Raw genomic sequence first — 14,595 nt, 5'->3', positions numbered from 1 at the left:
GTTCGGCCCGCGGAGGGGCGGCGGTCAGGCGTTCTCAGGGAATCCGAGGTTGATCCCGCCGTGGCTGGGGTCGAGCCACCGGGTGGTGATGACCTTGCCGCGGGTGAAGAACTGGACGCCCTCGGTGCCGTGGGCGTGGCTGTCACCGAACAGGGAGTGCTTCCAGCCGCCGAAGGAGTAGTAGGCCATGGGGACGGGGACCGGGACGTTGACGCCGACCATGCCGACCCTGATCTCGTTGGCGAACTGCCGGGCCGCACCACCGTCGTTGGTGAAGATCGCGGTTCCGTTGCCGTACGCGTTGCGGTTGATCAGCTGGACGGCTTCGTCGTAGCTGTCCACGCGGACGACGGAAAGGACCGGCCCGAATATCTCGTCGGTGTAGATGCTCATGTCGGTGCCGACGTGGTCGAAGAGAGTGGGGCCGACGAAGAAGCCTGCCCCGTCGGAGTCCGGACGCACCTCGCGTCCGTCGACCACGAGCACGGCGCCGGCCTTCTCTCCGGCGTCCACATAGCCGGACACCCGCTGCTGCGCCTGCGCGGTCACCAGGGGGCCCATGTCGCAGCCGCGGGTGCCGTCGCCCGTGCGCAGCCGGAGCGTGCGCGCCTTGATCCTCTCGACGAGTTCATCGGCGATGCTGCCGACAGCGACCACCGCCGAGATGGCCATGCACCTCTCACCCGCGGAGCCGTACCCGCCGTTGACTGCCTGGTCGGCGGCGAGATCGAGGTCGGCGTCGGGCAGCACGACCATGTGGTTCTTGGCCCCGCCGAGCGCCTGGACGCGCTTGCCGTGTGCGGCGGCCGTCTCGTACACGTACCGCGCGACGGGCGTGGACCCCACGAAGGACACGGACTCCACGTCCGGGTGGGTCAGCAGGCCGTCGACGGCTGTCCTGTCCCCGTTGAGTACGTTGAAGACACCGTCGGGAAGTCCCGCTTCCTTCCACAGCTCGGCCAGCCACAGCGCGGCGGTGGGAACCTTCTCGCTCGGCTTGAGGATGACGGCGTTGCCCGCCGCGATGGCCAGGGGGAAGAACCACAGGGGCACCATGGCCGGGAAGTTGAACGGCGAGACGATGCCGACCACGCCGAGAGGCTGTCGCACGGAGTGGACGTCGACCCTGGTCGATGCGTTCTCGGTGAAGCCGCCCTTCAGCAGGTGGGGGATCCCGCAGGCGAACTCGACCACCTCCTGGCCCCGGCTGACTTCGCCGAGCGCGTCGGAGAGCACCTTGCCGTGCTCGGAGGTGATGATCTCGGCGAGCTCGGGCTTGCGGGCGTTCAGCAGCTCGCGGAAGCGGAAGAGAACACGGGTCCGCGCTGCCAGCGAGGTGTCGCGCCATGCGGGGAAAGCCGCGACTGCGGCTTCCACGACGGCATTCACGTCGCTCCCGGCCGCCAGCGCCAGGCGAGCGGTGACCTCTCCGGTCGCCGGGTTGGTGACGTCGGAGTACCGGTCACCGACGCCTTCGAAGGCCGTACCGTTGCGCCAGTGGTGCAGCGTGATTGCCATGGACTGATCCATTCTGCTGTCGTCGGAATCGCTGATGGGGAGAGGCCGCAGGCGGAAGAGGCCGGCCGGGCAGGCGGCTCGTGCCGCGGCCACGAGGGGCGGGGAAGCGCTGCCGATGAACTCGGCGATGCGAGGTGTCAGGCGTCGTGGTCGATCTCGATGAGAGCCCGGCCCACGATCTTTCCTTCGCTGAGAAGCCGGTAGGCGTGGTCGGCCTGGTCCAGCGGGAAGCGCCGGCTGATCAGGGCTCCGGGGTCGAGACGCCGGTCGGCCACGAGCCGGCCCAGGTGCGCCAGGTCCTGCCGGGGGCGTCCGCCGAAGGACCCGCAGACCTGGATCTTGCGACGTACGAGCCGGGTGATCTCGATCTCGGCCGTGCGGCCGGCCGGTGCGATGCCGATCATCACGCACCGGCCGCCGTCGGCCGCCATCTCCGTGGCCTGCCGGAACGTGTCCGGCCGCCCGATGGCTTCCACCACGAGACGGGCTCCTCCACCGGTGATGTCGCGGACCGCCTGGACAGGGTCGGTGGCTGAGGCGTTGACCGTGTCGGTCGCCCCCAGGCGCGATGCGGTCCCCAGCCGGTCGTCGGCGACGTCGACGGCCACGATACGACCGGCTCCCAGGGCCTTGGCCACGGCTACGGCGCTGAGGCCGACACCGCCGGCGCCCACGACGACCACGGAGTCGCTCTCACGCAGCTCACCGACATGGACCAGCGCGCCGTAGGCGGTCAGGAAGGCGCAGCCAAGGATCGCGGAGTCCTTGAGGTGGCCGCCTGAAGGGATCGGTGCCGCACCGAGCGCGGGCATGACGGCGTACTCGGCCAGACCTGCCATCGAGTACATCCACACCGGATCGCCGTTGGCGTCGAAGAGCCTGGTCCTCCCGTCGTACAGGGTTCCGTTCAGCCGGTTGTGCGCGAAGAACGGCTCGCACAGTTCCTCCCGGCCCGAAGTACACATCGCGCAGGAGCCGCACGGCATGATGAAAGCGCCGACGATGCTCTGGCCGGGGCCGAGATGGTCCACACCGGCACCTGTTTCGACCACTCTTCCGGATATCTCATGCCCCAGAACCGCGGGGAAAGGGAAGGCCACCGAGCCGTCGTGGACGTGCAGATCGGTATGGCAGACACCGCAGGCGGCGACGCGCACGAGGATCTCTCCCGGCCCGGGCCTGGGCACCCGCAGGTCTGCGATGCGGAACGGTCCGGACGGGCGCGAAACGACGGCGGCTCTCATAGTGGTCCTCCAAGTGCAGATGGAACGTCCTGGCGCGGCGGGCCCCGACCCGGCGAGGTTCTGGTGCCTCGCGCTGGGGGAGAGCGGGCACCTGGCCGGCTGCCGACGCGCTCGCGGGGCGGGTGCGGCTCCCGCCCGGACGGGGGCCCTGCTCCTTAGCGCTCGCTGCCCGCGGTACGCGACTGATGCTGTGGCGTCCACCAGCATGCAGGGGAGGGCCACCCGCAAGGCAGACACGGACTGTGCAAGGATGTCGCTGAACACTGCATCATTCGTGCAATTCCAGGGCCCGCTGTACAGGGCACCATGGGGACCTGCCCCCCCGGCCGCGGCCCCGGGCGTCCCGCGTACGACGCCCCCGGCCAGTTGCCCGGCGCACCCCCGCCGCGCCGGCCGAACGCCCGCGTGAAGTTCCTATGTGCTCCGAAGAGGTTCCGTCATGGCTCTGTCCGTAGCAGCCGCACTCCAACTGGAGGTCTTCAGCCGGACCGAGGTCCGGGTGTATGCGGGTGAGGAGAATCTGGACCGGACCATCCGCTGGGTCCATCCTGTCGAGATCCCCGACATCGCCCGTTTCCTGACGGGTGGCGAGTTGCTGCTGACGGCCGGGCTCGGGGTCGGCCGGACGCCGGGTGAGCAGCGGCGTTACGTCCAGGAGGTCAGCGCGGCGAACGCCGCCGCACTCGTCGTGGAACTGGGTGGGAGGGCGTTCACCACGATGCCGTCGGCTCTGGTGGACGAAGCCCGGCAGCGGGGCCTCCCCTTGATCGGACTGGTGGACGAGCTGCCGTTCGTCGAGGTGTCCGCGCAGGTGCATGAGCTGATCTCCGACGAGAGGAACGCCGACCTCCTCGCCTTCGAGCGGCTCAACGCCGACTTCATCCAGCTGCTTCTGGCCAGTCGCAGTCATGTGTCCTTCGCCGAGACGCTTGCCCATCACGTGGGCTCCCCCGTGGTGCTGGAGGACACCGACCACCAGGTCGTGGCGTACGCCGGGGGGACGGCCGACACCGATCTGCTGATGAAGAACTGGGGGCTGCACGCCAGGATGGCCCACCGGACCGGGGCTCCCAGCGAGCACAGCAGGTCAACGGTGGTCCAGTCGCACGAGGAGCCGGGCTGTACGCGCCGCATGATCGTCCTGCGCGGCGAGGCGTGGGGCTGGATCCACGTCTTCAACGGAAGGGCGGCCCTCTCGGGGGCGCAGGCCTACGCCCTCGACCGCGCCGCTGACACGATCGCCATCGCCCTGCTCGGCGACCGGGAGAGCGGCGCGCGCGCCTCCCACCGGCAGAGTTCGCTGATCAACCGGCTGCTGCTGGGCGACATCACCGGCGAGCAGTTCGTCGACAGGGCGCTCAAGGTGGGCCGTGACCTGCGCGACCGGCCGCTCGTCGTGGCGGTCGTCTGCAAGGAGCCCGGTGACGACCACTCTGCCAGGGCAGTGCTGGAGCCGGTGTTGAAGAGCATGAAACTGCCGGCCGTCCTGGCCGACACGGGCGACCAGGTGCTGGCCGTGGTCGGACTGACCAACCAGGTGTCCGGGCAGCAGCTCACCGAACAGCTCGACACCCAGGGCGCCAGAGCGGGGGTGAGCCGCAGCGGTCCCGCCGAGCACCTGGTGGACGCGGCACGGCAGGCCCGCACCGCGGCGTCGGTTGCGGTCACCAGGGAGAAGCCCACCACGCTGCACTTCGACCGGCTGGGCGTCCTGCGCCTGCTCGTCGCCCTGGCCGACGGGCCTGAGCTGCACCGCTATGTCGATGTCGAGCTCGGGCCGCTCCTGCGGCACGATGCGACCGAGACGAACGCGCTACTGCCGACGCTGGAGGCCTACCTCGCCGCCGACGGCAACAAGACACGGGCCGCGGAGACCCTGTTCATCCAGCGCCGCACGCTCTACTACCGGATCGAGCGTCTCAACGCGCTGCTCGGCAGGTCCGTCGACGATCCCGAGGTACGAGGCGGTCTCTCCCTGGCGCTCCGCGCCCTCGACCTGATGGGCCCGCACCGTCCGGGTGCTGCTACTGAGGGCCGGTCGTGGTGAGGGGCGACGGCTCCGCCGCCCTTCTCGCATCGTGGTGCTCCCCGGAGCCACCGCCGATGCTCGCGTAGACGCCGGGGCGGGTCCTGCGCCACCGCAGGGCGATCAGGACGCCGACGGTCACGACGGCGACCAGGAGCAACTGCTGTCCGTAAGCGAGCCATTGCGGCGCGCCGATCGACATCGAGTAGTAGACCGAAGTCAGCGTGAGGAGGAGTACGAGTCCGGCGAGTGCGAGGACCGGTGCGACCAGGGTGTTCCAGACCCTCTCCCCGTGTTCGATGATCCGGAAGTAGCGCAGTACCGAGACCGTGGTCAGCGTGAACAGGATGAGCAGGGCGAACGTTCCGAGCGCGAACATGGACGAGTACATCGCGACGGCATCGAGCCCGCTGAGAAGGAACGGGAGCATGCAGATCACCGCTGCTCCGGTGGCGAAAGCGGATGCGTTCGACGGGGAGCCGTGCCGGCCGTGGGCCTTTCCGAGGAAGGCAGGCAGGATACGGTCACGGCCGAGCGAATAGAGATACCGCGACAGTGAATTGTGGGTCGACAGCGCACCGGCGAAAACACTGGTGACGACCATCACGATCATGATCTGAGTGAAGGTGTCACCCATGTAGTGGCGGAACCCCTCACTGAACAGAGTCGTAGGATTCGCCGAACCGGCCGCGGCCACATGACTCGGCCCCCAGAAGGTCACAATCGCCCAGGAAGTGAGGACGTAGAAGCCCGCGAGACCGGAGATCGCGAGATAGGTCGCGCGCGGTATGGTCCTTTCGGGCCGCTTGACCTCGTCGCGGTAGATCGCGGAGGACTCGAACCCGAGAAAGCACGTGATCGCGAAGAGAGTGGCGACACCCAGGTCCCCCTGGAACACATGCGCCGGCTGGAAGGACTCAACCTGGTATCCCTGCGGGCCGCCTGTGAAGAGAACGGGCGCGTTGAACAGCATCACCAGGACGACTTCCGCGGCCATGAAGACCGAAAGAACCTTGCCGGAAAGCTCGACATTGAAGTGCCCGAGCGTGGTGATGATGACGCAACAGATGGCGGACCAGAGCCACCAGGGCGTACCCGGCGCACCGAAGGAACTGAGTACGTTCTCGATGGAAACCCCGAAGAACGCATAGCTGCCGATCATGAAGACCAGGTAGGTGAAGGCGGCGAGTAGTCCCGTGCCGAGGCCGAGCGTTCGGGAGAGCCCCGCGGTTATGTAGGTGTAGAAGGCGCCCGGCTTCGGCAGGTTGCGAGTCATCGTGGTGAATCCGACGGCGAACAGCAGAAAGATCACGCCGACGAACGCATAGATCACAGGCGTGCCGATTCCGTTACCGCGGGTGATTCCGAGCGGTAGTACGCCGGTTACGTTCCCGATGGGCGCCGACATGGCGAGCACGGTCAGAGCGAGCTGAAGCGTGCCCATGGTGCCGCGCAGGTTTCCGGCAGGTTTGTCGGATGGCACGGAAAGGCTGACTTCGCCGGCTTCGGCAGGTATTCCGCTTCGAGAGCGTACTCCGGTGCTTTCGGCGCTCATGGTGTCCTTTCTGAGCCGCACTCGGACGAGCCGGTCATGCACTCGTGCGAGCCACGTCATGGGGGCGTCGCCCCGCCGATACCGGTCGACAGCAGTGAAACGTGGTCGGGCGGGCATGATATCCGGGTACCGGAAACGAGTGCGGGGGTGTCGCCCTCTGTGAAGAAGGGTGAACTCGGTGACTGCCCGTCGGACTTCTCGGAGTGGCGGCGCGCAGTATTCGGGGGCCTGTAGCTGTCCGTCGATCGGCAACTCTGAATTCGCGATGAATAGTAGAATGCGCCAACGCGACCGTGCATTGAAAGACACACTCTGTGCAGCGATGTGCGCCGTGCTGCACAGTCCGGGAAGTGCCGGACAGCGAGCATTCGATGGCACGGCAGCCACACGGCATGGATGCGCGGCATCGCGCGTACGCGGGTCGCCCCCCCCGCGTGATGCTGCCTCGGCCGGGAGCCCTCGGCGCATCGAGAAGCCCCACCATGCGCAGCATGGTGGGGCACCTTCGAACCGCTATGCGGTGGCCGGGCCGTCAGACGACGCTGACCTCAGCAACCGTTTCGGCGGGGGCTCCGCTCGCCGCCGCGCTGCGGGAGACCACCGAGACCGCGAACATGACGAGTGTGTTGGCCACCAGGGCGACCACCCCGACGTTGAGGTCCTTGACGGCCTGCGGCAGCCCCGGCAGCAGGCTGCCGACGGTGGCTCCGCTGACGGTCACCGCGCCGACGATCAGGACACCCACGACGATGCCCGCGGCAGCGCCCTGTTTGCTGACCAGCCTGCGCCGTCCCAGCGGTCCCAGGCTGACCAGCAGCGCCGGGAAGAGCTGCGTCACCAGGGCGTACCCCATGAGCATCAGATTCACGATGCTGCTGCCGCCGTTGAAGGTGAAGAACAGTGCGATCAGGGCCAGTACGGGCACCAGCAGCTTGGCCAGCCGGCCCACCGACTGGTCCGTCGTCGCCGGCCGGGCGAGCTTGTAGATGTTCTTCGCCAGACAGGTCGCCGAGGTCAGCAGGAGCAGCGAGCCGGGGACCAGTGCGGTGAGCACCCCCGCGCCGCCGACGACCCCCACGAACCACGGGTCGAAGGACTTGACCGTGATCCGCAGCATGGACAGGTCGGCGTCCGCCCCCTTGAGTCCGGGAACCGCGATCAGTGCGGCGAATCCGGCCAGGAACACGAAGAGCAGGACGAGTTGGTAGAGCGGCATGAAGATGGCGTTCCGGCGGAACACCCGCTCGTTCTGGGCGCTGTAGGAGGCGCTGAACGAGTGCGGCCACATATAGAAGCCCAGTGTGGAGAGCAGGACCGTCGAGACGAACCAGGACGGGCTGAGCCCGCTGTGCTGGAGGGTCAGGAAGCCCGGGTTCGCGGTGTCGATGGTGTGGAACATGTGCCCGGCCCCGCCCGCGTAGTGCAGCGGCAGATAGATCCCGAGGAACAGGACCACCGAGAGGATCAGGACGTCCTTGAGCACCGCGGTCCAGGCCGAGCCGTGGATGCCGGAGATGGTCACGTACACGGTCAGGGCGACCGTGCCGATGATCACCGCGAGCGTCTTGGAGATATGGCCGTACGAGGCTTCGGAGACGATGATCCCCATGCCGGTCAGCTGGAGGACCAGGTACGGCACCATCGCCACGACGCCCACCAGGGCGACCAGCGCGCCGAGCAGGGGGCTGTCGAACTTCTTGGCGAAGAAGTCGGACTGGGAGACCAGGCGGTGCTCCTTGGCGTACCGCCAGATCGACGGCAGCAGCCAGTACGACATCACGTACGCCAGTGCGCCGTAGCAGAGGATGTAGAGGGCCGGGCCGCCCTTGCCGTACGCCCAGCCGGAGGCGCCGAGGAAGGTGAAGGTGGTGTAGATCTCGCCGGCCAGCAGCAGGAAGACGAAGCTCGTTCCGAAGCTGCGGCCGCCGACCGACCACTCCTCCAGGTTCATGTCCTTGCCGCGGCGGGCCTGCAGGCCGAGGCAGATCGCGACCAGGAGGAAGCCCAGGATGACGACGAGAGCGGTCATGCCGGGTCCTCCTGGTGGGTGCGGGAGTCGTGGGTGTGGGGGTCGTCGTCGCGGTGCTCGTGGTTGCGGGGGTCGAGCTGGTAGATCACGGCCATGACCACCGAGATCAGAGCCACCCACAGAACGATCCAGAACAGGATGAAGGGCATCCCGAGGACGTAGGGCTTGACGCGGTCGGCGAACCAGATTCCGCCGAGGATCCCGATGAAGGGGACCGTCGCGAGGAGCGGGAGCAGGGCGCGGCCCGCCGGACGGGGCTTGGGCGCAGGGGGCATGGGGACGTCCCGGGGTAGTGGTGAGCGGTGTTGTTCCGGTGTTATTCCACTATGCGGAATCGAATTTCCGGCACGAGCGTAGCTGCCGGTACGGGATCCCTGTCAAGGCTCCGGAGTGACCGCGCCCAATTCAACATTCCGTTGAACTCGCCCTGGTGGGAGGGGGTTTGGCGGGCGGTGGCCCGGTGCGGGCCCCGCCCGTACGCATACCCGCCGGTGGAGGGGATCAGGCAGAAACGGATCAGGCGAGCGGATCAGAAAAAGGGGCCCAACCGGTGGATCAGGCGGCCAGGATGACGTCGTCGCCCCTGGTGTTCAGCAGCAGCGCACTCGTCCGCACCACCGCGTCCAGCAGCGCCTGCGTGCCCAGGACCAGCTGCTTGTCGGGGGTGTGCTCCCGGTTGGAGTGGGAGAAACCTCCCGTGGAGGGGACGAACAGCATCGCGGTCGGCAGCCGGGTGCTGATGACGCTCGCGTCGTGGCCCGCGTAGGACAGCAGCGGCTCACACGCCTCCGTCCGGCTCCGGCAGACGTCGTCCACCGTGTCCACCAGCCGCTTGTCGAACTGCGCGGCGGGCTTGGCGGACGTACGGTCCAGCGCGGCGGTGCAGGACTCCTCCACGGCCACCTGCGCCAGCCGGTCCCGCAGCTCCGCCTCGATGAGGTCGAGGGTGCTCTCCTGCCCGGCCCGGATCTCGATCTCGGTGCGCGCCGTGCCGGGCACGACGTTCGCCGCGCCGGGGCCGAACTCGATGACGCCCGCGTTGCCGATCGAGAACGGGTCCGCCTCGGTGCAGATGTCCCGCAGGGCCGCAGCCATCCGGGAGGCGACCCGCCCCGCGTCGGCCCGCAGATGGAACGGTGTGGTCCCGGCGTGATTCTCCTGGCCACGGACGGCCAGCGTGTAGCGGCGTACACCCACGATGCCGGTGACAGGGGACAGTTCGAGACCGGACGCCTCCATGCGCGGGCCCTGTTCCACATGGAGTTCCAGATAGCCGACCAGCTCGTCGGCGTGCGGATCCCGGGTCAGCGCGGTCGAACCGACCAGGCCGCCGTTCGACTCCGGTGTCACACCCTCCTCGTCGAACCAGGCGACGGTCTCCACATGGTCGGCCATGGGATGGCCGCTCTCGTGCAGCGTACGCAGCACCTCCATGGCCGCGATCACCCCGTACGCCCCGTCCAGATGGCCGCCGCCCGGCACGGTGTCGGCGTGCGAGCCGATCAGCAGCCAGGGGCCTTCGGTGGCTTTCCTGCGGGCGAAGACATTGCCGGTGTCGTCGTAGTACGAGTGCAGGCCCGCGACCCGCATGGTCTTGTCGATCCAGTCACGGCCCGCCCAGTCGGCCTTGTTCCCCGCGATGCGGTGGACGGCGCCGTCGGGTCCGGCACCGATCTGGGAGAGGTGGGTGAGATCGGTGAGCAGGCGCTGCGCGTTGATGCCGGGTATGTGTGCGGTGTCCATGGTGCGTGTTGTCCTCGTGGGTCGGAAGTGGTGGTTCAGTTCTTCTTGCCGGCACCGAGTGCGATGCCGGTGATGATCAGCGCCATGCAGACGACCTGCATCGCGCTGGTGGCCTCGCCCAGGGCGAGATAGGAGACGACCGCGACGAAGACGGGCTGGAGGTAGTAGATGATTCCGGCCCGCGCCGCGCCGATCAGGTCGATGGCCTTGTTCCAGGTGAAGTACGCGATGGCCGACGAGGCGACACCGATGTAGAGCAGGGCGCCGACCGTGCCGCCCGACGGGGTGAAGCCGCCCTGTGCGGCCAGGCTCACGGCATAGGCGGGGGCCAGCAGGACCGTACCCAGCAGGAAGGTCGTGAACAGGAACGAGATGCCGGAGATCCCCTCCGGCCTGCGGCGCAGCAGTGCGGTGTAGCCGGCGAAGGTGGCCGTCGCGGCCAGCATCCACAGGTCGCCCACGGCGAAGTCCAGGTGCAGCAGGACGGACAGCGACCCCTTCGACACCAGCGCGACCACGCCGACGAGCGCCACCATCATGCCGATGGCGCGCCGCCCCGTGACCTTCTCGCCGCCGCGGCCGATCATGCCGAACAGCACGATCAGTACGGGCGAAGCGGCCGCGATCAGCGCGAGGTTCGTGGCGCTGGTGGAGCGTCCTGCCTGGTAGATCAGTGTGTTGAACAGGGTGACACCGAGCAGCGCCGCCGCGCTCAGATACTTCAAGTGGGTGCGGATCAGGTGGCGTTGCTGCCAGACCGCCTTCGCGGCGAAGGGCAGTACGGCCAGCATCGCGATGATCCACCGCCAGAACGCGGTCTGTACGGGAGCGACGTCCTCGTGCAGGGCGCGGGCGATGACGAAGTTCCCCGACCAGATGAGCGTGGCGAGGGTCGCGAGGACCGGGCCGAGCCACACCACCGCGCGGGCCGAGCGCTCCCCGGCTCCCTCGGCCGGCGGCTGCGGCGCGGCCGGAGCGGGCTCATCGGGGGGTACGGCCTGCTCGGCCCTGACCGGGTCAACGGGGGTTTCCAACTGCTGCATCACTACATCTCTCTGTTACGCGTTCGTGTTGTTACGCGTTCGCGTTCTCTGAAGTCGGTTTTCGTACACGTGGGTTGTGCTGACGGCACTGGTGGTGCTGGTGGTGCTGAGGGCACTGGTGGTGCTGGTGGTGCTGGTGGTGCTGGTAGAGCTGACGGTGCTGGTGGGTCAGTCCCAGCCGATGCTGCTCCTGTCGGCCCGGAGCGTGGCGGTGTCCCAGCCGATGCCCGTGCTGTCGCCTGCGGCCACCGTGCCGGTGACCCCGACGCGACCGGACGCGGGCCGCTCGGCTCCCGCGGCCGCGCCGGCGGTGAGGCCGGTGAGAGCGAGGGCGGCGATGGCGGAAGCGGTGGCGATGCGGCGGACGGCAGCAGACATGGCGGTACCCCAATCGGGAGCGGTGAGTGTTCCGGGAAGTTCTCCGGGGGGCGCCGACCGGTCCGTTTCCGGTCCGGCGCGCTGCCCCGGTGAGGAACAGATTTCCCGATCCGCCCCGGCGGGGGTAGAGGTTCCGGGTGGCAGCTACTGCACCAGGCACGCTCATGCCGCCATCGCCGCAGGTCACCACCGCCCGGCCGACACGGCTGGCGGGCCCCGGCCGGGCCCGGCCGGGCCGGCCTTGTACGGGCGGCTGACCCCGCCTAACGCTCCTCTTCGAGCCAGCCCCGCTGGGCCGCCCGTGCGCCCGCCTCGAAACGGGAACGGGCATCCAGACGGCTCATGAGGTCGGCCATCATCCGCCGTACGGTCCGCAGCCCGATACCCAGTCTGCGGGCCGCGATCTCATCGGTCAGCCCCTGCCCGAGCAGCCGGAGCAGCTGGGCCTCCTGCCCGGTGAGCCCCTCGCCGTTGAGCTCGCGGTCGCGGTCGGTACCGAAGGGGGCCGCACGCTCCCACACCGCGTCGAACAGCGAGACCAGCGCCAGGATCACCCCGGGCCCGCCCAACTGGACCGCCCCGCGTCTGGTGTTGTCCGGGTCGACCGGCAGCAGCGCCGTCCGGTCGTCGAACAGCACCATGCGCACCGGCAGTACCGGGGCGGTGCGGACCTGCCCGCCGAGCTGGGTGAGCCACTGGGCGTACGCGAGCGTCGCCGGGTCGTTGCGCACGCTGTCCTGGTAGACGGTGAGGAGTTCGACGCCCCGTCCCAGGGCGGACAGGTCCAGCGGTCTGCTCGCCTTCAGGCTCGCAGCGGACTGCGCGCCGCCGGGCATGAAGGAGATGACCCGCGAGGTGCAGGCGTGGGCGAGCTGTTCGAGACGGTCCTGGATGGCATCGATCCCGGTCAGCTGCTCGATGTCGTGGCGGGACGCCCCGCGGTCGGCGTACTCCTCCAGGAGCCGCATGGCGGCCGCCTGCGTCTCGGCGAACTGCTGCTGTTTGCGCAGCACTTCACGTTCCTGCTCGGCGAGCAGCAGCGGAAGACCGACAGCGGGGTTGATCGGGCGGAGCGAACCCTCGGCCAGGAGCGAGGTGCGCAGCAGATTCAGCTCGGCCAGCCGGTCCAGAGCGGTTCTGACCTCGGTCTCGGCCCACCCCAGATGGGCGGCGATCTCGGCGACGCCCCAGTCGGACTGATCGAGCATGAGCCGGTACACGGTCTCGGCACGCTCGTCGATGCCCAGCGCGGACAACAAGACAAATCCCCCTTGTACTGCACACATCAGGATGTCCTGTCCGCCCCCGGAACAGATCGATTTTCGCAGGTCCATACCGCGCCGGGCAACCTCCTGCCGCGAGCACTTCCTGCCAGCGTGCACCCCTACCGGCCGGCCGCACACACCCCCAGGATCGGCGAAGCAGGCCGATTCACCCTCCCGTTCACCCCTCCCTTCCCGTCTGTGTCCTCCCTTTCCCCCTCCGCTTCACCTCCCGATTCCTGATAGAGGTCGGTCGATGCACATCGTCACGGTGACACTCACGCCCCGTGGAACCCCGCCCCCTGAGCTCGCCGCGTGCGACGTGGATCTTTTCTGGGTGTCGGCCCTCCCGAGCGACGGTCTGGAACACCTCCATCTGCACCCCGGGGCGGCCCGCGCCCACCTCACGTTCTTCATCCAGGCCCCCGACGCCGCGGCCGCCACGACCACCGCACGCGCCATCGCCCGCCGGGCAACGGAGTCCTCACCGGCCTTACGCGGCTGGCAGGCGGTCCGGTGGTGAGGAAGGGAAGGGGCGGGGCCTCTGTGAGCCGGGGGGCCTGTGAGCCGGGCCCCGTGAGACGGGCTCTGGGGACGGGCCCCGTGAAGGGCAAGCATTTCGAGTGATCCGCACCCCCCGCCGCACCCGCGTACCGCTCCGGTTCGTACGATCCCTCAGTGACCAGCGACGCTTCGCCCTCCCGGCGCGCAGTGCTCGGCCTCGCCGCCGCTGCCGTGCCCGCCGCTCTTCTCGCCACCGGGGCCGCACCGGCCTCGGCCGCCAGTGCCGTGGGCGGTGAGCGGCTCGGCCTCGACGGGATACAGGTACGGCGTCTCGGCGGCGCGCCTCCCGTTCCGAAGGCTGCCGCCCAGTCGTGGCTCGTCGCGGACTACGAGAGCGGGGAGGTGCTGGCCTCCTACCGTGCGCACCACAGGCTGCCGCCCGCCTCCACGCTCAAGATGCTCTTCGCGGACACCGTGCTCCCCAAGTTCGACAAGGCGCTCAAGCACCGGGTCACCGCGGCCGACCTGGCCGGAATACCGGAAGGCAGCAGCCTGGTCGGGGTCGAGGCCGGTACGACGTACACCGTCGACCAGCTGTGGCACGGGGTCTTCCTGCGCTCGGGCAACGACGCCGTCCATGTGCTGAGCGCCATGAACGGCGGTGTGCCCGCCACCGTGCGCGAGATGGCGGCGAAGGCCGTCGATCTGCAGGCTCTCGACACCCATGTGGTCAGCCCGGACGGGTACGACCACGCCGGGCAGGTGTCATCGGCGTACGACCTGTCGCTGTTCGCCCGGCACGGGCTGCGGAACACCGACTTCAGGGCGTACTGCGCGACCCGGATCGCCGAGTTCCCCGCCCGGGGCGGCAAGAAGTTCCAGATCCAGAACACCGACCGGCTGCTCGGCGAGTACAAGGGCATGATCGGCGTCAAGAACGGCTACACCACGCACGCCGGCAACACCTTCACCGGTGCCGCCACCCAAGACGGCCGCACCCTGCTGGTCACCGTCATGCATCCGGTGAACGGATACGACCAGGTGTACAAGGACACATCGGCGCTGCTCGACTGGGGCTTCCGTGCTGCGGGCCGGGTCACCCCGGTCGGCACGCTCGTCGCCCCGGTCAGCGAGGGCGGGCGCCCCTCGGCCGCCGCGATCTGGGCGGCCGTCGCGTTCGGTTTCGTCGCGGTGTTCTTCAACTACATCGCGCAGGACACCGTGTTCCAGTTCCTGCTGAACTCGTCGGGCGCGGTGGCCCTCTTCGTCTGGCTGGTCATCTGCTTCTCGCAG

12 protein-coding genes are annotated in these 14,595 nt (G+C 68.7%); 3 read left to right on the top strand and 9 right to left on the bottom strand.

The annotated features are described in order from the left end of the window. Window positions 1-24: 24 nt before the first annotated feature. Window positions 25-1,518 (bottom strand): CoA-acylating methylmalonate-semialdehyde dehydrogenase, encoded by a 1,494-nt coding sequence (locus tag G3I19_RS16045; RefSeq protein WP_164264286.1) that lies wholly within the window; start codon window positions 1,516-1,518, stop codon window positions 25-27. A gap of 137 nt (window positions 1,519-1,655) precedes the next feature. Then, window positions 1,656-2,762: a zinc-binding dehydrogenase gene (locus G3I19_RS16040; protein WP_164264285.1), complete on the bottom strand. Its 1,107-nt coding sequence runs from the start codon at window positions 2,760-2,762 to the stop codon at window positions 1,656-1,658. A 439-nt stretch (window positions 2,763-3,201) separates the two neighbouring features. Here G3I19_RS16040 and G3I19_RS16035 point away from each other — a divergent pair, with 439 nt between their 5' ends. Further along, the gene (locus tag G3I19_RS16035) at window positions 3,202-4,809 is read left to right on the top strand and encodes a PucR family transcriptional regulator ligand-binding domain-containing protein (protein ID WP_164264284.1); all 1,608 of its coding nucleotides are present in this window, start codon (window positions 3,202-3,204) and stop codon (window positions 4,807-4,809) included. Here the strand turns inward: G3I19_RS16035 and G3I19_RS16030 are convergent. The 7 genes from G3I19_RS16030 to G3I19_RS16000 all read right to left on the bottom strand — a co-directional run bounded on the left by G3I19_RS16030 (window position 4,787) and on the right by G3I19_RS16000 (window position 12,795). Further along, window positions 4,787-6,271 (bottom strand): APC family permease, encoded by a 1,485-nt coding sequence (locus G3I19_RS16030; RefSeq protein ID WP_164264283.1) that lies wholly within the window; start codon window positions 6,269-6,271, stop codon window positions 4,787-4,789. The genes G3I19_RS16035 and G3I19_RS16030 overlap by 23 nt on opposite strands. Before the next feature lie 604 nt (window positions 6,272-6,875). Beyond that, window positions 6,876-8,372: a sodium:solute symporter gene (locus G3I19_RS16025; protein WP_164264282.1), complete on the bottom strand. Its 1,497-nt coding sequence runs from the start codon at window positions 8,370-8,372 to the stop codon at window positions 6,876-6,878. Next, window positions 8,369-8,647 (bottom strand): DUF3311 domain-containing protein, encoded by a 279-nt coding sequence (locus tag G3I19_RS16020; RefSeq protein ID WP_164264281.1) that lies wholly within the window; start codon window positions 8,645-8,647, stop codon window positions 8,369-8,371. The genes G3I19_RS16025 and G3I19_RS16020 overlap by 4 nt, the downstream gene beginning before the upstream one ends. Window positions 8,648-8,927: 280 nt before the next feature. Beyond that, window positions 8,928-10,115, bottom strand: coding sequence for a M20/M25/M40 family metallo-hydrolase (locus G3I19_RS16015; protein ID WP_164264280.1), 1,188 nt, complete (start codon window positions 10,113-10,115; stop codon window positions 8,928-8,930). Between the two features lie 35 nt (window positions 10,116-10,150). Next, entirely contained in the window at window positions 10,151-11,158 is a 1,008-nt protein-coding gene (locus G3I19_RS16010; protein WP_164264279.1) for a DMT family transporter, read from the bottom strand. A gap of 168 nt (window positions 11,159-11,326) precedes the next feature. Continuing rightward, a complete protein-coding gene (locus G3I19_RS16005; RefSeq protein ID WP_164264277.1) occupies window positions 11,327-11,536 on the bottom strand; it encodes a hypothetical protein in 210 nt (69 codons plus the stop codon). Between the two features lie 263 nt (window positions 11,537-11,799). Beyond that, on the bottom strand, window positions 11,800-12,795 hold the full coding sequence (locus G3I19_RS16000; RefSeq protein WP_164264278.1) for a LuxR C-terminal-related transcriptional regulator: 996 nt from the start codon (window positions 12,793-12,795) through the stop codon (window positions 11,800-11,802). 259 nt (window positions 12,796-13,054) lie between these two features. Between G3I19_RS16000 and G3I19_RS15995 the strand changes: the two genes are divergently transcribed. Further along, window positions 13,055-13,321, top strand: a complete 267-nt coding sequence (locus G3I19_RS15995; RefSeq protein ID WP_203599648.1) for a hypothetical protein — start codon at window positions 13,055-13,057, stop codon at window positions 13,319-13,321. A 155-nt stretch (window positions 13,322-13,476) separates the two neighbouring features. Next, window positions 13,477-14,595: serine hydrolase (locus G3I19_RS15990; protein ID WP_343235121.1), on the top strand; the 1,119-nt coding region annotated here is incomplete at its 3' end.

The sequence above is a fragment of the Streptomyces sp. SID10853 genome, from assembly GCF_010548145.1.
Lineage (GTDB): Bacteria > Actinomycetota > Actinomycetes > Streptomycetales > Streptomycetaceae > Streptomyces.
Note: the sequence above shows the minus strand (reverse complement) of the source record. Positions and strands in the feature narration are given on the sequence as shown.

What these genes read in the sequence shown, in the direction of transcription:
- G3I19_RS16015 (WP_164264280.1), bottom strand. Translation starts at nt 10,115, where the DNA reads ATGGACACCGCACACATACCCGGCATCAACGCGCAGCGCCTGCTCACC.
- G3I19_RS15995 (WP_203599648.1), top strand. Translation starts at nt 13,055, where the DNA reads ATGCACATCGTCACGGTGACACTCACGCCCCGTGGAACCCCGCCCCCT.
- G3I19_RS16010 (WP_164264279.1), bottom strand. Translation starts at nt 11,158, where the DNA reads ATGCAGCAGTTGGAAACCCCCGTTGACCCGGTCAGGGCCGAGCAGGCC.
- G3I19_RS16025 (WP_164264282.1), bottom strand. Translation starts at nt 8,372, where the DNA reads ATGACCGCTCTCGTCGTCATCCTGGGCTTCCTCCTGGTCGCGATCTGC.
- G3I19_RS16040 (WP_164264285.1), bottom strand. Translation starts at nt 2,762, where the DNA reads ATGAGAGCCGCCGTCGTTTCGCGCCCGTCCGGACCGTTCCGCATCGCA.
- G3I19_RS16045 (WP_164264286.1), bottom strand. Translation starts at nt 1,518, where the DNA reads ATGGCAATCACGCTGCACCACTGGCGCAACGGTACGGCCTTCGAAGGC.
- G3I19_RS16035 (WP_164264284.1), top strand. Translation starts at nt 3,202, where the DNA reads ATGGCTCTGTCCGTAGCAGCCGCACTCCAACTGGAGGTCTTCAGCCGG.
- G3I19_RS16005 (WP_164264277.1), bottom strand. Translation starts at nt 11,536, where the DNA reads ATGTCTGCTGCCGTCCGCCGCATCGCCACCGCTTCCGCCATCGCCGCC.
- G3I19_RS16020 (WP_164264281.1), bottom strand. Translation starts at nt 8,647, where the DNA reads ATGCCCCCTGCGCCCAAGCCCCGTCCGGCGGGCCGCGCCCTGCTCCCG.